Below are 18718 nucleotides of genomic sequence, written 5' to 3' on the forward strand. Positions count from 1 at the left end.
CCTGTGCATTTTGAATGAAATACAAGCATTTCAAAAAAGAGATGTCCTGGCTAATCTGCATTAGCATGGACATCTCTTTATGTTCAACGATCTACTTTTCAGCATATGAGCCCGCCTTAAACTATTTAGATAATTTACCACCTTTCGACTATTCTCCGCGAGCAACACGAAAACCCTGATCGGGACCAAAACCATTTGCATCAAATTTCCCTCGAAAAGCGATCTCGTTATTATTGACACCGCCAATCCAGCCTCCGCCTTTTACAACCCGAAATGATGGGATTTGACTCTCAGCATCGCTGTACCAGTCCCAGCACCATTCTCTTACATTGCCAGACATATCATAGATTCCAAGCTCGTTGGGCTGCTGGGTACCAATTGATTTGGTTTTGGTTTTGTTGCTCTCTATGGCAGGCCAGTTCCAGTCTCCAGTTAAGATTTTGTCCCCGGCGTTCTTCCAATACCATGCGACTTTGTCGGCGTTGTTGCTGCCGCTGTATGTGTAATCCTTGCTCTCCTGACCTCCGCTTGCGGCGTATTCCCATTCCGCTTCTGTAGGCAGTCGGTAACCGTTAGTTCCCTCATTAATTGTTACTGTCCATTTTATATTATCGTTATCATTCTTATTATTTAGGTCTGGGGTATCCTTATCGATGTTGTAATGCGGCTTCAAGCCCTCTTGTATGCTTCTTTGATTGCAATACTCTACCGCGTCATACCAACTCACCATTTCTACCGGTAATTGATCTCCTTTGAATCCGGAGGGGTTATTTCCCATGATATCTTCCCACTCTTTTTGAGTTACCTCATATTTCCCGATATAAAAGTTCGACAGGGTCGCATTTCTTCTAGCAAAATTGGACTTGTTGTTTTTAAACGTTCCACCTTGCACGAATACAAGGTTATCCTTCGGTTCGGGTTTATCCTGCGAACAAGCACTCATTACTAGCATTGTTGCTATTAAAAAGAACATTAATAGCTTTCTCATTGAACGATCTCCTTTAAGCTAATGGGAAAATAATTGGCTATGATGCCTGCCATTCTCATCCGGCAACGTCGAAGGCCATTTGTCTGACTGAAACGGCCTTCAACATATCCGGACTGATGGTAGAACTGAGGAAAAGGCATTGAACCTGTCCCTAATGTATAAAAATCTGTTTTACTTTCATTAAACGGATCACCGAGGATTGCTTACCACACCGTTACGTTGGAACTTCCACTGCTTTGATATCCTTCTGTCGCTAACACCTGGTAAGACCAACTGCTACCCAGATTCATTCCTTTGCTTGCCCATGCGTTCACATGGTTACTGAACGTAATAGCGGAGTTAACCCCGGTCGCTCTCTTCGACTGTCTTACGCTCCAGTACTGGGCAAAGGTTTGTGTACCGTCAATGGAAGGTGCATTGTATCGCATCGTTGTATAGATGTCATAGGTTCCTCCATCACTGTTGACAGTACCTTTAAACGTTCCGGTTGGTCGGTATGTGCCCCAACTATCTACAACGTAATATTCAATAAGTGCATTTCTTGTCCACCCGTAGAGTGTCAAATAGCCATTGCCGGATGGAGACCAAACCCCAGCATTATAGTTAATTGTCCGGTTTGGAGATCCAACATTCCAGCCTTTACCAACAACAAAGTTCCCCGTATTTTGCCATGTCACACTGTAATTTCCGCCCGATCCGTTCACAGCATTAACCGTACCGCCGCCATCGGTCCAATTCTGCCAATAATCTGTCGCTGCACTTGAGGTTGCTGCAAACACGCCAAAACTCATGGAAGCCGCAAGAATGACCGTCAACATTTTTTTACTAAATTTAAACATACTCTACCTCCCAATATGATTGTATTTGCCCTATCGACTGCGTTTCGTCTGATTCTCGGTTGAAGTTCTCAATTACCATTTGATGCAATTCTTTTTTTTACTTTTACCTCCTTTCTGACTAAATTATAGAATGATAGCGGTTACATAAAAACCTGACAAACTAAAGATTAATCTCTAATATGTTTAGATTTATGTCTGTCACCCTTCTAAAAATCGACTTGTACCTACAGGAAAACAATTATATAAAAAGCCGCCCAGAAGGGCGGCAGTGAAAGTAATAATGAGGGTATTAGTGATCGATAGACTACATATTAATAAATTATTTTAGCAATACAGACCAGTCCGGATCTTTGTACCATTTATCTACTACTTGTCTTACCAGGATAAGTTCCTCTGGAATGTGGTCTAACCCCATAATCCGATATTCATAAGGCTGGTGCAGATTGCGATCTCCCATACTAATAAATCCCTCTCTCCAATTATCTGCAAGCGCATCCTCTAAAGATGAGGCTCCTCTCTTACCAACATCATACTGCTTGCCTGCCGAATCGTATGCTTTCCATTCTTCATTGCGTATTTCATTATCCATTTCCCCGTAGAACGATACGGCCGTTTCATATGTGGCATCAGGGTTTTGTGATTCCTCAAGCGACGTCCCAACCACTTCTATACGATCTGTTAATATTTGAAAAGATTTGGGTTCTATCAGCTCCGATGGTCTAAAGGAAATTCTGCTATCGTCTGTTTCTGCGACCGAGTATCCATCCAAAATAAAGCGATACGGTTCATTCTCCGGCAGGTACTTGAAAATATAACTCCATCGAATCTTCCCTTCTTCGATCACGGTATGATCAGTTGCCATCAGGCTATCCATGTAACCCATTTTTCTCGGATTTACCGAATGAATTTCTTCATTCCCTATGGTTTCAAAGTGGAAGCTCAACATCTGCTTTTCCCATAAATCGCCGGGTGATCTTGCCATTGCAGCATCATTAAGTTCAGTCTCCAGTTCAAAACGGACTCCTTGCACCATTCTCGTTAACCTCTTTAAAGTGACAGTCATTCCGTGTGGCGTTGAGTAGCTACCTGACAATTCTTCTATTTTCGTTTGCTGGTTAGCCTCTCTCATATCTATATCAAAGCTAAAGTTCCAATCTCCTTCAATGGAAGGCTCGTTTCTGTTGCCAAGCGTCCTAACATTCCCTTCTATTGTTATCTTGTCTGTCTGCAATGGCTCATTGAAGAAAGCAACCATATAATAAAAATCATTTGTGTACCCCATATCGTACATGGTGTCCAAGTCTTTACCTTGAGCATCTTTGATCGTAATATTGTTCAGATCTCCAAGGAGTAACTTATGGCGATCGTGTTTACCTTTTTTATCAAAGAGTTGAAGAGCCATCGTCACTCGAGTAGGATCTGCAACAGCTTCATCAATTACCAGCGTATAACCTTTGTCCTTGACTTTGATATGAGGATTATGCACTAGTCCCAATTCTTGTGCCCGCAAAAGTCCAATATCTGGGTTATCCTTGGCAAATAAAGACCGGATCATTTCACCAAATGTTGGCACAGAATAAATCGAAACCGCTCCTAGGATGAATAAGAGGGCTATAACTGCTGCTGCCCATCTCCATTTTTTATGGGGATATTTCTTTTTTACCTTCTGCTCAGAAATGGAGGAAAGTGCGTTCTCCATAGCAAGTTGTACGGTATCAGGAATGATCAGGTCTTTTCTTTTAGCATTTAATAATTGCTTGATCTCACGGTCAACCGGATCATGAAAATTCATATTTGCCCTCTCCTTCCCCTAGAACGAGCTCGGATAATTGTCGTCTGGCCCTGAATAACCTTGACTTTACTGTTCCTTCAGAAACTTCAAGCACTCTAGATATTTCCTTGACCGATAAGTCCTCGATATAAAAAAGTGTCACGATGGTTTGAAGCTGTTCATCCAATTCGTCAATTACCTCAAACAGCTCAATTTGTTCAAAATCCCCCTTATAAGATGTCTTTCTCATATCATAAGGGACAAGGGATACTCGCTTTTTTTTCTTAATAATCCGATTACACTCATTGATTAAAATCCGAATGATCCAAGTTTTAAAATAAGTTGGCTCTTTCAGTGTATGTACATTAGAAAAAGCTTTAGCAATGGTCTCCTGTATCGCATCTGCACAATCTTCATCCGTTTTAACGATTGATCTTCCTATAACAAATAGGCTTTGTTGAACAGCACGTATTAAAAATACAAAAGCTTCCTTATCTCCTTGTCTTGCAAGTTCGGCTTTTTCTGATAAATCCACCAATGCTCCCCCTTTCCTTCATTCCTTCTATTCATTAGATCATCCTATACTTGGTTTGGTTCACAAGAAAACACTAATCTTTTTTTCAATTCTACCCCCGTATCTTTTTACGAAGTTGATTCGTTTACAAAGAGATACTATTTCTTTCAACGGAGGACTAATATTATGGAAATTTCAAAGGGAGTCGAAATGCTCCATCTAGACTATCATGGGAATGTGATACACCCCATTCTTTTAAAGGATCATGAAATGACTATTCTAATAGACACTGGTTTTCCAGGTCAATTTGAGGATTTACGTGTGGCAATGGAGAAGGCTGGTGTCTCTCTAGACAAGTTAAATGCGGTGATTTTGACCCATCAGGATGTCGATCATATAGGGAATCTACCGGAGATTTTACAGACGCGTGGCAACGCGATTAAAGTATATGCACACAAATTGGATAAGCCGTACATCCAAGGGGAACTGCCTCTAATAAAAGATAGTCACCTGGAGAATCCCCCGAAGGGCACAGTAAACCATACTTTAATAGATGGTCAGGAACTGCCGTTTTGCGGCGGGATTCACATTATTCACACGCCTGGACACACACCCGGTCATATCAGTCTTTATTTGAAGGAAAGTAAAACGCTCATTGCTGGGGACTCCATTTACAGTGTAGACGGTATGCTTGGGGGGATTCACGCCCCGACTACACCGGATATGAATGCAGCAAAGCTCTCGTTGAAAAAATATGCAGATCTCGACATTACATCTGTCATTTGTTACCATGGGGGATTAAGTAATGTAAATGTGAAAGATCAGATAGCAGAACTCATCCAAGATTAAAGTTTCAATATACACTTTCGGTGAGTATTATTCAGTTATTTTAAGACGATTCTTCAGGTGCTCTCCACCCGTGGAACGTCTTTTTTCGTTGAAGAGAATAAATAAATCATTGGACATTTTAGTTGCAAACCCATAATTGTTCGTATACAATAAAACAAATTAGTTGTTCTATAAATATAGAACAAGAAAGACGAGGGGAAAATTCGAGCTATGAACTACACAGTGGAAGTTGATTTCGCACCCATTTATGAATGTGTAAGTAGCCTGACGGTTTTCATGAGCAAACAGAATCATAATGCTCTGGATGCTGGAAAACTATGGGTCAGAGAAGTGCAAGATCGGTTCGCACCTGCTAAACTGCAACAAATGCGGGAGACGGTGAAACTTGTAGATGATTTTAGCCTTGCACCTTATATTTGGAGTTGTCCTGGTGAACGCTCAGTGAGTGGTTTTTTGGATTGGCTTGAAGACCTAACCACAGGCCAGCTATATGACATCGCTGCTAATGTGAAGTTGTCCGTTCCCTCCAATCTCCCGGAACTGCGCAGCCGGACATCCGAAGCGCTGCGTGAATGGGATACCCACTATTTCAGCCAAATTGATTCGGCGATTATCGAAGGTCTTGCCTTAGAAGCTGAAACCAGACGGTCCATGCTAAACGGAACCAATGACCTAGAGGTCTATGAGGAGGCAACGGAGGGTATGCGTCTTTATCCCACCCCACTGCTCAAACAAGTGATTCTAATCCCTCAATATCATGCTCGTCCCTTTGTCACCTCAGCCATCTTTGATGAAGTGATTTTCACCAGTTACTCTGCCGATATTCTCCCACCAGCAACGGGCCGGCCTGAACATCGGTTGTTGCGTCTAACACGAGCATTGTCCGACGAAACCAGATTATACATCCTCCGTTTATTAGCCGGAAAGCAGTTAACATTCACTGAGATCGTTAGCGAGGTTAAACTTTCTAAGAGCACGGTACACTACCACCTTATTTCATTGAGGGCAGCGGGGCTTGTTATCGTGCATTATAATCAGAAAACTACCTCTTACAGCTTGCGTTTAGAAGCACTCAACAAGCTTTCGGAACAAATTTCAGCTTATATTGAAGAATGATGATAATGCCCTTTAACCTACGCACACGGAGGAACACTCATGCTTAAGCGCAGTTATTATGGTTTACTAGCTACTGTCACTCTGAGTTCATTTGGTGACGTATTTGGTCTTCTGGCTATGGAATGGCTTGTCTATGAAATAACTGCATCTAAGATGGCTATGGGTGCGATGGCACTAAGCTTTAGCATTCCAGAAGTGGTCATTCGGTTGCTCGGCTCGCCGTTATCCGATCGGTTACACCGAGGGCGGTTCATGGCAGTGCTTGCTTCTGTTAGATTGCTTGCTCTCTTATTACCGCTGAGTCTGGGACTCGCTGGCCACTTGCAATTATGGCACCTTTTTCTGGCCGCAGGACTAAGCGGGGCATGTTCTGCCCTATTCATGCCCACCGCAATGGCAATTGTTCCCGGAGTATCAGATGAACGCAAACTGGTGCGTGCATTCGCGGTAATCGACGGCTGCCGTAATGCAGCTGCATTGTTGGGCCCAGCCTTAGCCGGAGCTCTTACTGCCGTAGCTGGAGCATTGCCAACACTGGGCATCAACGCCTTTTGTTACACCGCCGCCATTGCCACGTTGCTCTATCTGCCCACAATGCAGAAGCCAGTAGCAGCTAAGTCATCCTTTTCAATTAAGGCTTATCTCAGAGATATCCATGAAGGTTTCTCCTTTTATCGTAGTTTCCCGGCCATGCTTTCGATTATGGGCATGGTTTCGATCAGCAACATGTCTTCTGTAGCGATCTGGACGATGATGATTCCTTTTGTTCGTGAAGTGTTAGATCGGGATGCCGCTGCTATGGGTACACTCACCACTGCTTCAGCATGTGGCACATTAGTAGGACTTTTGATCATTTCGTGGATGGGTGAAATCAAAAGACGACGGACAGTCATGCTGTGCAGCCTAGCCGCCATCGGGCTTTTTAACGCCTTACTGGGCATATTCCCGAGTTACCCGTTTGCGCTCGTTGCCTTATGTGCCGCTGGTGCAGCAGGACCTTTCTTTGGTTCTCTCAGTTCATCTTTGCATGGCACTCTTGTCCCTGGACCTCTGCAAGGCCGAGTCAACTCAATACGGTTCCTCATTGGTGGCGGACTGCAGCCTGTAGGTGCATTTGCAGGTGCAGCGGTTGCAGAACTCTATGGTCTGCCTTTCTTATTCTTGTCTTTGGGTCTGCTCCCCTTGCTTTGTTCGGCCGCCGCAGCTTTTCTTCCGAACCTGAAGAATTTAGATGGTGATTTATCTACTTTACGGAATAGAACACGAGTGAATTCTTATAACAAGGAAATTAACACATTATAGGAATATCATTTTTATAAAATAGGTGAATCTCTGGATTAGTTGTGTGTATCCGCTTTAGCTGATTTTTAATCTGCAAATCGTATACATACCGCATACAAAAAGAACGACAATCCCTGCTAAGGTTTTGTCGTTCCTCTTTCATTTGAATTCTCTTCCCTATATCTTCCCCGCTACAGCAGTTCGAACTGAAGCTGCGGTTCTGTTATCTCAGATTTCCCTTCCGGCTGTTCGGCGCCATATCCCAATTCCAGAACCGCAGCAATCCGCTCGTTGCCTAACACGCCAAACTTTTCAGCACGACTCCGGTCGTACATCCAGTCATGCAACGTGCTGCGCACACCCAGGCCCTGTTCATGGGCAAGCAAACGAAAATTTTGGATCAGACAGCAGACGGCTGCAAAGTCCTCTTCCCGCTTATGATGATCCGCCTCTTCCTTCACCAAGACCAGAAGATAGGCTGGAGCGTGTTCCTGCAATCCCTGCATGAGTTTCCCATTATGGTTATCGGCAAAAATAAATCGCCACGGCTCACGAAGTCCATCATTTGGCGCCCACACCGCGTGATTGAGCAATTCGAGGATTAGCTCCTGTGATACCGGTCGATCCAAAAAATCTTTCGGACTGTGTATGCCTCCTTGCAGATTGGCCAATTCCATTTTTACATCCTCCCCTTCTACGTAGTCTGACCCTGAAATACAGTCCACTTTTGCTCAGCTGGTGTTCTTTTCCGGCTTCTTGGCGCTTTGTCGTAATATCCCATATGAAGAATGCCAACAAATCTTTCATTCTCACGCAGTCCAATTCCTTTGAAAAAGCCTTCATTCTGAATCATGGACTCTGTATCCCACAGCATTCCTAACCCTTGTTCCCAGCCCAGCAGTTGGAAGCTCTGCATCACCCCGCAGGCAGCCGCATAATTACGGTCATTGGTCAGACGATCCGGTCCTACAGTCGACATAACAATGACGTGAGCAGGAATATCGGTAAACCTCTTTTTAAAAACATCTAGCAGTTTTCCCGGAATCAACTTGCCGAGCTTGCTCTGCGACATCTGTTCCAGCATGCAGTCTACCAACCGTTTGCGTGCTTCGGGAGTTCCTGCATAAACAACACGCCATGAGCCAGCTTCAACAGATGGTTGAAGCCGTGTAGCCTTGCGCAGCAATTCAACAACCAACTCCTGTTCTACCGGTGTAGAATTACATTTACGAATACTTCTGCGTTCCCTGATCAATTCTGCCAGACTCAAGTGTTTCACTCTCCTTCAGTTTATCTGGATTCCATATCCATGCTGCTGTCTTGAAGAAATTGATGTATTATTTTCAGCTCCGGTTCCGAATATTTGTCCAAAGAACGATGGAACCGTTCAGCCTCAAGTACATGTAAACGTTCATGCAGTTCAAAGATCTTTTTGCCTTGCGGTGACAAACGGAAATAGCTCTCCTTTTTGTTGTCATTCATTTTCGTACGTTTGACGAATCCTTCCTCCAGCAGTTTGTTGCCGATCTTGGTAATACTCGCTTTGGATAAATTCATCGCCTCAGCAATAGCCGTGTTGTTAATAGGCTCATGCTTGCCAATGCAATCTATCATATGAACCGCGGTCAAATGCTGAGGGATTTTGTCCATGCTTTCCCGCTGGGCAATACTTAGAAAATGTTCAATTTCCGTATCCTTGTGATTCTCATATACATGTAAAAATCGGATAAATTGGTCATACAGTAACTGTTTTGTTCGATCGTTTGAATCCATTCTTCAATCGCTCCTTATTTACTTATAAACAATAAAAAATCCTTAAATAATTAAACTAATTCAAGAATTTAATCTTAAATAGTTTACTGGTTAACAATATATCACAAGTGAGAACAGTTATCAAATCCATTAACTATTGAACAATTCTACTTTTTCAAGTACTATCAATCTAAACAATTTAAACGATCATATGTAACTGGCGAACACGGTGAACCGTGAGGGAGCATATGGTTTTGTAATAAGCCGTACGCCTGGGCAGAGGTAAGGAATATTTATTTCCTTGCCTCTTTTTTATGTTGAAAGGGCGATGTGAAAATGAGTACTGACAAACTGATCTTGAATGGACAAACGGTAGCGGATTTTATGAAGGAAGACATGGCCTCAAAGGTTGCCATTCTTAAGGAAAAAGGAATTCAGCCTTGTCTCGCAACAATTCTCGTCGGAGATGATCCTTCTTCAGCAACCTATGTGCGGATGAAAGGAAATGCTTGTGCTCGCTTAGGCGTGCATTCTATTAAGGTCGTTCTTTCTGCGGATACCACCACGGATGAATTGATTCAAGAAATTAACAAGCTAAATGATGACCCGTCCGTACACGGTATTTTGCTTCAGCACCCTGTCCCGAATCACATTGATGAAAGAGCAGCTTTTGATGCCATTAGTATCGAGAAGGACGTTGACGGTGTAACGACCCTCGGTTTTGCACTTAATGCTTTTGGAGACGCAGAATTCCCTTCCTGTACACCACAGGCTATTATGCGTATTCTGGATTTCTACAATATTCAGATCGAGGGCAAACATGCGGTTGTCATCGGAAGAAGCCCAATTCTGGGCAAACCTGTCTCAGCCATGCTGCTAAACCGGAATGCAACGGTGACGACTTGCCACTCCAAAACCGTGAATCTGGAGGAAATCGTGAAGCTTGGCGATATCATAATTGCAGCCGTCGGTAAACCGCTCTTTGTTAAAGGAGACTGGATTAAACCAGGTGCTGTCGTTATTGATGCAGGTTATAACAAAGGCAACGTCGGAGATGTGGACTACGAAGCTTGCTTTGTTCCTTCTTCAGCAATTACACCTGTACCAGGCGGTGTTGGTCCCGTAACGATTGCGACGCTCATCGAACATACGATTAAATCTGCCTACAAGCTGTCTGAAAATGCATAATTGAATTGTCCAAAAAAAACAAGGTCCCTCCAGTTGACGAGGGGCCTGTTTTGTCTTTGATTAAGCTCGAATTGAAAATAAGAAAATATATAGATCTTTTTTTCTCTTTTTACAAACGGACCATATCTATATTATTATGAACAAGGCTTAGGAAGGAGATAAACATAACTTGAAACCTTTAGTACAGCTCCTACATTTTGGTTATCATCAGGCGATGAGTTGCATTTTTCCTGTGGCTATCTTTGGAACGTTGGCCCTTTCTAGCGTAATTCAGATACCCTTTCTTTATCGCTATGATGCCATTCTGCTTGTTTTATTAGCAGTACAATACCTTATGTACCGGAGCGGATTGGAAACACGTGATGAAATCAAAGTCATATGTATATTTCACGTGATTGGATTGGTACTGGAGATGTATAAGGTATGGATGGGATCCTGGTCATACCCTGAGCCTGCTTATACCAAGCTCTTTGGTGTCCCCCTTTATAGCGGATTTATGTATGCAAGTGTAGCAAGCTTTATGTGTCAAATATGGCGCAGATTGCGTATGGACATAACGGGCTGGCCTGGGTTTGCATCTTCGGTTCTGTTAGGAGGAGCCATCTATATCAACTTTTTCACACATCACTTTATTCCCGATTTCCGTTGGTGGTTGACCGCTCTGGTATTTATTGTTTTTCGTAAAACATGGATTATCTATCGGGTAAGATTAACTACCTATCGAATGCCGTTAACGCTCGCTTTTATCATCGTAGGTTTTTTCATCTGGACCGCTGAAAATATAGCTACATTTTTTAACGGCTGGAAATACCCTGACCAGCATGATTCCTGGCAACTGGTCAGTTTTAGCAAGATCAGTTCATGGTTCCTATTGGTGATTATTAGTGTCATCATTGTGGCCCAACTGAAATATGTCAAAGCTAATCGAAAATAATGAGTAGGAGGATACAATGGAAGACTTTATTTTGTGGTTGAAATATGTGTTATTAGGTATCGTACAAGGGGCTACAGAGCCTATTCCGGTCTCTTCAAGCGGACATTTGATTATCGTTCAACGACTGCTTGGCATGGAGCAGAACGGATTATCCTTTGAAATTTTGACGAACACAGCCTCACTGATTGCCATTATGTTTATCTTTCGGGAAGATATCAAAAAACTAATTGTAGGAGGCTGGCGATTCCTAGTCTCTCGCAATGCGGAGTACAGAGCAGATTTTATGTTTTGTCTATACATAATCATTGGTACCCTGCCTGCTGCGATCGGGGCTGTGCTGTTCAAGGATAAAATTGAAGAAATATTCACTTCTGTCTATACGGTTGCGATTAGTTTACTGATCACAGGGGTTGCGCTGTGGCTTATTCGAAACCTTCGCGGGCGGAAAAGAGATGGCGATTTGTCTGCGAAAGACGCAGTACTGGTGGGTCTGGCTCAAGCGGTGGCTCTTATTCCGGGAATAAGCCGCTCTGGTGCAACAGTCATTGCATCTATTGCTGTTGGGATGAAACAAGAAACGGCGTTGAAATTTTCCTTTATGCTCTACATTCCGATTAGCATTGGCGGGGTAATATTAGGGGCTTCTGACATCGTAACCGATCCGCACCGAGCGCAGTTGGCTATACCTTACATTTTAGCGTTCATTACGACCCTTATCGTAACCTACTTTTCAATGAGATGGTTCATGGGAATTATGGCAAGAGGGAACTTGATTTACTTTTCATACTATTGCTTTGTAGTCGGAATTCTTTTGCTTATTTTTTTGTAAACCGAATTTCCTTATAACGTATAAGGGAACAACCCTCAACAGTGGGTTGTTCCCTTTTTATTGTTTTCCAAACTTGGTGATCCCCGCCTTACTCACAGGTTCCGTACAATCACTCTTTAACGCTCTCCAAGAACCATGGAACCCATGCCATTCGGATCATCAATTTGTTTATGGGTGACGAGCTCTCTTTTATCGTTGAATCCTTTTATTTCATACGGAATTGTTGCAGACGAGGGCAGTGATACAAACCAGATTATGCTTTCCGGCCCCACCTCAACCAGCTTGGCTTCGGTAACTACTGGTTTCTCATTCCCCTCGAACTGGACAGTTACACGCTGAATAGCTGGGTCTAATATATGTCCAAACAGCATAGGGAAAGGTGTCGATATATGACTCAATTCAGGTATGCTCATGTAATCCAGTGCAGATGTGAATTGAGATGATTCACCGATGGAATATCCGCCACCCCATGCCCACTTCCAGCCGAATATTATTTTCCGAGCATACTCCATCTGAAGATTGCTGTTATTCTCCTGGCCGGATTTTTGTTTAAACAAAATCATCCCCCCGTCTACCGGTTCTTGATGAATAATTTGTAATGAATCATCATTATTTCTAAACTTCTGAATCGCTTCTTCAGCAGTTTTCCCTATAGGAATATGCATGGTTTCACTCATTCCCATTGCTTTGGACATACGCCGATCGGCTAGTCCGCCAGGTCTGTCATTCACATAAACAAATGCGATGCATGAGATGAGCAAAAGTAAGATGATTATCGCAGTAATTCGAATGATTCGTTTGCTTCGCATTTTTGGCATTGCGATGTCCACTCACTCCTTAAGATGACGATGACGACTATTCGCCTTGAATTGTGGATAAGGACACAAGGACCGGACCAGCGAAATCAGAGGCTTCTTCACCTTTGGGATTGTGAAGACGGAATAAAAAAGCGTCACCTTTTTCTGATTTCCAGACCATATAATCGTTTATCCCTTTTTCACCTGAGGCTTGAAGATAAAGCTCGGCGAAACCAAGCGGGTGCTCAATCAACTCGCCACTATAATCAGTCACCGCACCGAATTTTTCCAAGTCCTCCTGCCCAGTAGTCTTAAGCTTTTCCAGATCATAATCGGAGGGCAGCGGTTCAATATCCACATAGTAGTCTGGATTGCTTGTCAGCGACAAGCGGCCTTTGGCAGCGTCAAAAGAAAACTTCTCGAACACGTACAATGAAAAAACCTCTCCTTGATGTAAGGTTGCCGTTTGTGATGAATTCCCCTCCCCTGTCATTAAATCAAAACTTTCTGTTTGCGGTCGTGTCGTTTCAGATGTTTCCTCATTTTCTGTGGTAGGAGCTGTAACCGCCTCATTTGTTGGTACTGACGGTTCAGAGGTTGCAGGCGGCTCTGTTTCTCCAGAGCAAGCTGTAAGTGCAAGAAACATGACGAACATCGGGATTTTAATAAAAACAGAACGAAATTCCTTCAATTGTATCACTCCTTACGAGTTTAATGGTCAATATGTTATTACCCATGGAAGCGAATGGAAACCATACGATTGCCCCTTCCCACTCCTTTCACCTCTGAACAATATGGTATGTCTGAAACAAAAAAAAGTCGCCATAATGGCGACTTTTTACACAGATTAGTTTTTACAGATTGTAAAATTAATCGAACTTATAGGTCCAAAATGCTTCTCTTCCAAACCGATTTCGGATTTGTTCATCATCCAATTTCCCCTTGCCGACAAGTTCCGGCGCTTGGAATTGTGAACGGTGAGCTCGAATCGACGCCATTTTCTTGGCAAGGAATCCGCTCACGTCTTCAATCACATCCGCTTTCCCGATGCTCTCTTCGTGATTGTTCGAGAATGCGCAGCAGTACACAATAGGTCTCTCCTCTACGGGCAATCGACCAATCGTTCGCGTAACTGCGGCTCCGGTCGCATCATGATCGGGATGCACACTATACCCCGGATAGAAAGTAATGACCAGTGATGGGTTAAGCTCCTTAATCAGGGCCAAGATGTGGCCATCTAGCAACTCAGGGTCTTCAAACTCGATCATTTTATCATGAAAACCGAGCATCCTTAAGTCTTGAATACCAATCGCATTGGAGGACTCTATGAGTTCATCCTTACGGATTATTGGCAAGGTCACCCGGTTGGCAAATGGAGGGATGCCCATATTACGTCCCATCTCCCCTAGAGTCAGGCAAGCATAAGTGACTTGAGCACCGCCTTCTATGTACTTCGCCAACGTTCCCGAAGCAGTGAATGCTTCATCATCGGGATGGGGAAACACAACTAAAATGCGCTGATGTTCAATCTGTTTGTTATTCATGCTTATTTGATCCTCCGCTTTCATCAGAACAATTCCCGACTAAGTTGTAAAGCTACAACCAGCTTTCCTTGACTATCATGACCAGCCAGAATGAGTCGTTCTTGTTCCAGCTCGTCAATGTGTGTAAGTCCTTCAGCGTATATCCAGCCGTGAGTGGTCTTTAAGCCAACTCGGTATGGGCCCGTGCCCGAGATAGATCCTTGCGTATATCGTATGACCGCATTGGAAATGAATGCCGACCCCGGATGTCTGGTGCTATCGAAGTGACTGGCGTAAGCACCTGACGTGAGTTCGAGGTGTAAATATAGGTCCTGATCGAGAAGTTGATTGATCCGGTGTTGGATGTCTTGAGGCTCTATTGGCTGCATGGCGGCCTCCTTTTTAGTAAAAAGTAACGTTCTACATCCATTTTAACATATGTCCCGTGAGAATAAACATGGAATGAGTGAGCGAATGTTTGTAATACTCTCTATTTACTGTTTTCTTCTAAAGAATTCTCTTCCTTCTGCACGGGTTCAGAGCACTCTCTTCTTAACAAGGCAATTTCATGTCGATAAGGTGCACTTTTATATTTTATTTTGCCAATCGACGGCGTCTCAAGCAGTTTCGGAAGTGACACGAGTTGGGGATGATGTACGATATAATCCAAAGCCTGAAGTCCGATATGTCCGTGCCCAATGTTCTCATGGCGATCTTTCCTCGATCCCCGCATATTCTTGGAGTCATTGACGTGCAGTACTTTTAATCGATCAAGGCCAAGTACCTTGTCAAACTGTTCGAGTACTCCATCAAAATTATGAACAATATCGTATCCGGCATCATGAACATGACAAGTATCCAGACATATGGAAATCCGTTCATTCCGTTGCACGCCATCGACAATCTGTGCCAGTTCTTCAAAGCTTGTTCCGCACTCTGTTCCTTTTCCCGCCATCGTCTCCAACGAAATCTGTACCTCCGGGTGATTATTGTCTTGTAATACTTCATTTAATCCCCGGATTATTTGTCGAATACCGATGTCCAATCCAGCGTTTACGTGGGCCCCGGGATGAAGAACAAGCTGATTTGATCCAAGTGATGCCGTTCGTTCGATCTCGTCTCGCAGGAATTGTACGCTAAAATCAAACACCTCTCGTTTGCAACTATTCGCCAGATTAATCAGGAATGGAGCATGCACAACAATATTGGAAATGCCATGCTGCTTCATGTGCAAATGACCTGCTTCTATATTATATTGCAAAATAGGTTTTCGTTTCGAATTCTGAGGTGCGCCAGTGTACATCAGAAAAGTAGATGCGCCATAAGAAGCGGCTTCTTTACTAGCCTGGAGAAGCATCTCTTTTCCTCCAAAGGATACATGCGATCCAATCAGAAGTTCACTACTTTTCATTACCAACCACCCTCTCCTGTCGAATCCATCATTCAATTATCAATGAAATGGGTTGGATTGGCTAATGGGAAATGACGGTGGTGAAGGAGATCAGAGGAAGACATCATTTGGTCGCAACAGCTTACATCGTTTAAGGCAAAAAAGCCGCCAATTGGCGGCTTGATATGCATTTCAGTTCTCGTTACAACCATTTTCATTCTCAACGCTTGGCTTCCGGGTTCAGGGAGTAACCGATACGTTATCGAAATGCGTATGCTTGTTTGCCGTTCTAACACCGATTTTGCCATGCGTGAACGGACTCAGGCTGTTGTCTGTATAATCGATCTTTGGGTTGACCATGTCATCCACATAAACTTTGATGTTTGTACCATTAACGGCAACTTTCATATGATACCAGGTATTGGTGGAATATGACTGCGCGTTGCTCTTGAGGAGCGCCCAATTATAATTCATCTTGCCCAGACTGACTCCGCTTGTGGTCAGATAGGCGTAATATCCTTGTAAAGCATCATAATTGTTCTGACCTCGCTCTGTGCCGTGGGATGGATTGGACACTCTGACAAGTAAACCCCCGTCTCCCCCTGAGTCAATCATCTTAATATCCGCCTCTACCGTATAATCTGCCCATCCTGTATCCCCAAATGTAGATTTGGCAGGTCCGGTGCTCCCTGCACTGTATTCACCATTCTCTACAGCCCAGGTTCCTTCAAACCGTGTCCATCCATTATCGTCGCCGTCGTTAAAATTATCACTTACACTTGTCACATCAACATTCTTCTGAAACGTCATTCTTGAGAAATCAGCCTCGCCAGTTACGAATTCAACCTTTAATTCACGTTGTCCAGCATTTAAATAGACCTTTTTCTTGGAGATGTTTTTCCAATTATCCCATCCGCCCGTATTAGGTACATTGACGATACCCGTTAAGTCGGTCGAACCATCCCACACTCGGATCTGAGCCCCGTCCAAAGAAGTAGCCATGCGAAAATCAATATCGTAATATCCACTTGACTCCACGTTTACTTTGTATTTATACCATTCTCCCGTCTGATTCCAGCCTAAGTTGAACAGTCCTTCGTTATTCAGGCGAATATCCCCGGCATCGGTCCGATAAGCCCCGCCCAGATTCCCAGCCGTTGTATCGTGATAAGCGACACCTTCGCCTCCTTTCATATAATGAACTGCCTCGATTGTGCCTGGAATCGGCTTGGAGGCATTCCATGCACTGCTTCCGTTCACATCATTGCTAAAAGCAGTATAGCCGAAGTCCGCATGTGTATCCTCTGTCAGAACACCAATTTTGCCTGCTCCTACATTGGCGGTACGTGTTGCTTTGAACATACCATCTACGTAGTATTTAAACGTTGATCCCGATTTTTCTATCCGTATGTTATGCCATTTCGAATAATTGAAGTCGGCAGGCAGATCGAATGTTTGCCAAGCCTGATCCACACCGTTAATTCGGAAAAATGTCTCAAGTCTTTTGTTTTTCGAACTGATCAGCGCAACACCGTAGTTGTTCTCATTCGTATAGGAGAATGTAGCGCCGTATCTCGGATTGGTGGACGTTCCCCGATTCATTTCCTTCATGTTAAATTCAGCCGTATAATCCGATGCGCTGCTCGAAGCCGTCACTTGTTTATACCAAGTTGAGCTGCCCATTGAATTTTGCCACATGAGTTCCTGATTGTAGATGCCCCAATTACCACCGTTCACGTTGGACCAATTGCTTCCGATTGCAGTACGATCGAAGTAGTCATAGAAAACAGGCATTTCTGGATTGGGTTGATCCGTTGAAGTCGGACCTTGCACGATCATCTTGTCGTTATTCCATACAATTCGGTCCATGTTCAGATGCCGCAGCGGTCCAATGATTCCGTTACCTTCCAAATTGTGATACATCATATAGTGAGTGTCCAGATTAGGTCCTGTTACTACAGTGTTGTGTCCCAATCCCACGGTTGGGCCCTCTGTACGAATAAATGCCGGGTTTGTGCTATCAGTAACATATCCGGACCTCGGACCTGTGGTGCTAACTGCCACATCCACCCGATATCCTTTGCTAAATACGTGGTTACCTGTATAGGTCATATAGTATTTTCCATTTCGTTTGAAGACGGTTGAACCCTCAGTCCAGCCTCCCATCCCCACTCCTGTAGACGCACTCACTCCGATCTCAGTCGGACTGCTCATCGGTGCTGCGTCTATGCGGCCCTGTGCTGCGTGATAGAAGCTGAACGAGCCATCATCGTCTATGAACACATTACCGTCAATCGACTTTCCAAGGTTGCCCGTTACTACATTGAAGGGTCCGGTAGGACTTGTGCTGCTCAACACGTAATGACCTTTACCGGCAGGTGATGTATACATGTAGAACATGCCATTCCAGTAAACGACTTCAGGAGCATAAGCTCCGTGTGTAATAGGATCTGTTGCAGCTAATCCACGGTACGACCAATTCACCAGGTCTTTGGAGCTCCAGACTTTGACACCGTCGTCCGTATCTCTTGTACTTACATACAAGTAATAGTATCCATTAAATTTCAATACATAGGGGTCCCCGAGTCCATATTGTCCCCATTCATCCGGTAACGTTTGCGGATTTTGATAGGCTGTGGCAGGGAGTGGCACCGATGAAACCATTAATAAAATGACCAACAGCGTGAACATGAATCGACGACTCTTCCTCACATGATTTCCTCCTAGTCTGATTTTTGTTACCGCTTACAAATACATCAAGGTTCTCTACGTGCGCTTCTGTCTTACATCTGAAGAACTTGTTTTTTCTGCACAACGGCTAACCATAACCGTATGTACAGACATAATCCAGTCTCTTCATCGGGTGTTGAAATCTAGCATAAAGTAAGCAGTTACAAATAGAAATAACATTTCGTTGTCATTTATTTGGCATTTTGTTGGAAAAAAG

The 18718-nt window shown here is 43.7% G+C and carries 19 protein-coding genes and 1 riboswitch; of the genes, 6 read left to right on the top strand and 13 right to left on the bottom strand.

The window, feature by feature from the left end; translation table 11 throughout:
* Positions 1 to 148 precede the first annotated feature (148 nt).
* From G3352_RS04905 to G3352_RS04920, 4 genes are all read right to left on the bottom strand, one after another.
* Positions 149 to 988, bottom strand: coding sequence for a formylglycine-generating enzyme family protein (locus G3352_RS04905; RefSeq protein WP_163754440.1), 840 nt, complete (start codon positions 986 to 988; stop codon positions 149 to 151).
* A gap of 203 nt (positions 989 to 1191) precedes the next feature.
* Complete coding sequence (locus G3352_RS04910; protein WP_076288544.1) at positions 1192 to 1827, bottom strand: glycoside hydrolase family 11 protein; 636 nt, start codon at positions 1825 to 1827, stop codon at positions 1192 to 1194.
* Between the two features lie 319 nt (positions 1828 to 2146).
* Positions 2147 to 3619 (bottom strand): DUF4179 domain-containing protein, encoded by a 1473-nt coding sequence (locus tag G3352_RS04915; protein ID WP_163754442.1) that lies wholly within the window; start codon positions 3617 to 3619, stop codon positions 2147 to 2149.
* The gene (locus G3352_RS04920) at positions 3606 to 4133 is read right to left on the bottom strand and encodes a sigma-70 family RNA polymerase sigma factor (RefSeq protein ID WP_076288542.1); all 528 of its coding nucleotides are present in this window, start codon (positions 4131 to 4133) and stop codon (positions 3606 to 3608) included. Before G3352_RS04920 ends, G3352_RS04915 begins: the two co-directional genes overlap by 14 nt.
* 165 nt (positions 4134 to 4298) lie before the next feature.
* Between G3352_RS04920 and G3352_RS04925 the strand changes: the two genes are divergently transcribed.
* The 3 genes from G3352_RS04925 (at position 4299) to G3352_RS04935 (ending at position 7379) form a co-directional block, all read left to right on the top strand.
* Positions 4299 to 4961, top strand: a complete 663-nt coding sequence (locus tag G3352_RS04925) for an MBL fold metallo-hydrolase (protein ID WP_163754444.1) — start codon at positions 4299 to 4301, stop codon at positions 4959 to 4961.
* Between the two features lie 210 nt (positions 4962 to 5171).
* Positions 5172 to 6077 (top strand): ArsR/SmtB family transcription factor, encoded by a 906-nt coding sequence (locus tag G3352_RS04930; RefSeq protein ID WP_163754447.1) that lies wholly within the window; start codon positions 5172 to 5174, stop codon positions 6075 to 6077.
* A 39-nt stretch (positions 6078 to 6116) separates the two neighbouring features.
* Positions 6117 to 7379 (top strand): MFS transporter, encoded by a 1263-nt coding sequence (locus G3352_RS04935; RefSeq protein WP_163754452.1) that lies wholly within the window; start codon positions 6117 to 6119, stop codon positions 7377 to 7379.
* Positions 7380 to 7549: 170 nt separating this feature from the next.
* Here G3352_RS04935 and G3352_RS04940 read toward each other — a convergent pair whose 3' ends face one another.
* From G3352_RS04940 to G3352_RS04950, 3 genes are read right to left on the bottom strand one after another with little or no spacing between them, the layout of a single operon-like run.
* Positions 7550 to 8035, bottom strand: coding sequence for a nitroreductase family protein (locus G3352_RS04940; RefSeq protein ID WP_163754455.1), 486 nt, complete (start codon positions 8033 to 8035; stop codon positions 7550 to 7552).
* Positions 8036 to 8052: 17 nt separating this feature from the next.
* Complete coding sequence (locus G3352_RS04945) at positions 8053 to 8628, bottom strand: nitroreductase family protein (RefSeq protein WP_163754457.1); 576 nt, start codon at positions 8626 to 8628, stop codon at positions 8053 to 8055.
* A gap of 20 nt (positions 8629 to 8648) precedes the next feature.
* On the bottom strand, positions 8649 to 9131 hold the full coding sequence (locus G3352_RS04950; RefSeq protein ID WP_163754460.1) for a MarR family transcriptional regulator: 483 nt from the start codon (positions 9129 to 9131) through the stop codon (positions 8649 to 8651).
* Between the two features lie 182 nt (positions 9132 to 9313).
* Positions 9314 to 9395: riboswitch (ZMP/ZTP riboswitch) on the top strand.
* Positions 9396 to 9446: 51 nt separating this feature from the next.
* Between G3352_RS04950 and G3352_RS04955 the strand changes: the two genes are divergently transcribed.
* The 3 genes from G3352_RS04955 to G3352_RS04965 all read left to right on the top strand — a co-directional run bounded on the left by G3352_RS04955 (position 9447) and on the right by G3352_RS04965 (position 12061).
* Complete coding sequence (locus G3352_RS04955; protein ID WP_099854130.1) at positions 9447 to 10298, top strand: bifunctional 5,10-methylenetetrahydrofolate dehydrogenase/5,10-methenyltetrahydrofolate cyclohydrolase; 852 nt, start codon at positions 9447 to 9449, stop codon at positions 10296 to 10298.
* Between the two features lie 169 nt (positions 10299 to 10467).
* Positions 10468 to 11232, top strand: a complete 765-nt coding sequence (locus tag G3352_RS04960; protein WP_163754462.1) for a DUF817 domain-containing protein — start codon at positions 10468 to 10470, stop codon at positions 11230 to 11232.
* Between the two features lie 16 nt (positions 11233 to 11248).
* A complete protein-coding gene (locus G3352_RS04965; protein ID WP_163754465.1) occupies positions 11249 to 12061 on the top strand; it encodes an undecaprenyl-diphosphate phosphatase in 813 nt (270 codons plus the stop codon).
* Positions 12062 to 12177: 116 nt separating this feature from the next.
* Here G3352_RS04965 and G3352_RS04970 read toward each other — a convergent pair whose 3' ends face one another.
* The 6 genes from G3352_RS04970 to G3352_RS04995 all read right to left on the bottom strand — a co-directional run bounded on the left by G3352_RS04970 (position 12178) and on the right by G3352_RS04995 (position 18483).
* On the bottom strand, positions 12178 to 12879 hold the full coding sequence (locus G3352_RS04970) for a hypothetical protein (RefSeq protein ID WP_163754468.1): 702 nt from the start codon (positions 12877 to 12879) through the stop codon (positions 12178 to 12180).
* Between the two features lie 37 nt (positions 12880 to 12916).
* A complete protein-coding gene (locus G3352_RS04975) occupies positions 12917 to 13558 on the bottom strand; it encodes a hypothetical protein (RefSeq protein WP_413025880.1) in 642 nt (213 codons plus the stop codon).
* 169 nt (positions 13559 to 13727) lie between these two features.
* Positions 13728 to 14402, bottom strand: a complete 675-nt coding sequence (gene bshB2, locus G3352_RS04980; protein ID WP_163754475.1) for a bacillithiol biosynthesis deacetylase BshB2 — start codon at positions 14400 to 14402, stop codon at positions 13728 to 13730.
* 23 nt (positions 14403 to 14425) lie between these two features.
* Positions 14426 to 14770 carry a YojF family protein gene (locus G3352_RS04985; protein ID WP_024631702.1) on the bottom strand — a complete coding sequence of 115 codons (345 nt, stop codon included), beginning with the start codon at positions 14768 to 14770 and terminating at the stop codon, positions 14426 to 14428.
* A gap of 101 nt (positions 14771 to 14871) precedes the next feature.
* Complete coding sequence (locus tag G3352_RS04990; RefSeq protein WP_163754478.1) at positions 14872 to 15792, bottom strand: deoxyribonuclease IV; 921 nt, start codon at positions 15790 to 15792, stop codon at positions 14872 to 14874.
* A 219-nt stretch (positions 15793 to 16011) separates the two neighbouring features.
* Entirely contained in the window at positions 16012 to 18483 is a 2472-nt protein-coding gene (locus G3352_RS04995) for a family 43 glycosylhydrolase (RefSeq protein ID WP_345940717.1), read from the bottom strand.
* Positions 18484 to 18718: the final 235 nt, after the last annotated feature.

This window comes from Paenibacillus sp. ALJ109b (assembly GCF_010747435.1).
GTDB classification, from domain to species: Bacteria; Bacillota; Bacilli; order Paenibacillales; family Paenibacillaceae; genus Paenibacillus; species Paenibacillus taichungensis.

Coding starts and splice junctions, on each gene's coding strand:
- G3352_RS04950 (WP_163754460.1), bottom strand. CDS start 9,131: ATGGATTCAAACGATCGAACAAAACAGTTACTGTATGACCAATTTATC.
- G3352_RS04930 (WP_163754447.1), top strand. CDS start 5,172: ATGAACTACACAGTGGAAGTTGATTTCGCACCCATTTATGAATGTGTA.
- G3352_RS04990 (WP_163754478.1), bottom strand. CDS start 15,792: ATGAAAAGTAGTGAACTTCTGATTGGATCGCATGTATCCTTTGGAGGA.
- G3352_RS04940 (WP_163754455.1), bottom strand. CDS start 8,035: ATGGAATTGGCCAATCTGCAAGGAGGCATACACAGTCCGAAAGATTTT.
- G3352_RS04925 (WP_163754444.1), top strand. CDS start 4,299: ATGGAAATTTCAAAGGGAGTCGAAATGCTCCATCTAGACTATCATGGG.
- G3352_RS04935 (WP_163754452.1), top strand. CDS start 6,117: ATGCTTAAGCGCAGTTATTATGGTTTACTAGCTACTGTCACTCTGAGT.
- bshB2 (WP_163754475.1), bottom strand. CDS start 14,402: ATGAATAACAAACAGATTGAACATCAGCGCATTTTAGTTGTGTTTCCC.
- G3352_RS04965 (WP_163754465.1), top strand. CDS start 11,249: ATGGAAGACTTTATTTTGTGGTTGAAATATGTGTTATTAGGTATCGTA.
- G3352_RS04905 (WP_163754440.1), bottom strand. CDS start 988: ATGAGAAAGCTATTAATGTTCTTTTTAATAGCAACAATGCTAGTAATG.
- G3352_RS04955 (WP_099854130.1), top strand. CDS start 9,447: ATGAGTACTGACAAACTGATCTTGAATGGACAAACGGTAGCGGATTTT.
- G3352_RS04985 (WP_024631702.1), bottom strand. CDS start 14,770: ATGCAGCCAATAGAGCCTCAAGACATCCAACACCGGATCAATCAACTT.
- G3352_RS04915 (WP_163754442.1), bottom strand. CDS start 3,619: ATGAATTTTCATGATCCGGTTGACCGTGAGATCAAGCAATTATTAAAT.
- G3352_RS04910 (WP_076288544.1), bottom strand. CDS start 1,827: ATGTTTAAATTTAGTAAAAAAATGTTGACGGTCATTCTTGCGGCTTCC.
- G3352_RS04970 (WP_163754468.1), bottom strand. CDS start 12,879: ATGCCAAAAATGCGAAGCAAACGAATCATTCGAATTACTGCGATAATC.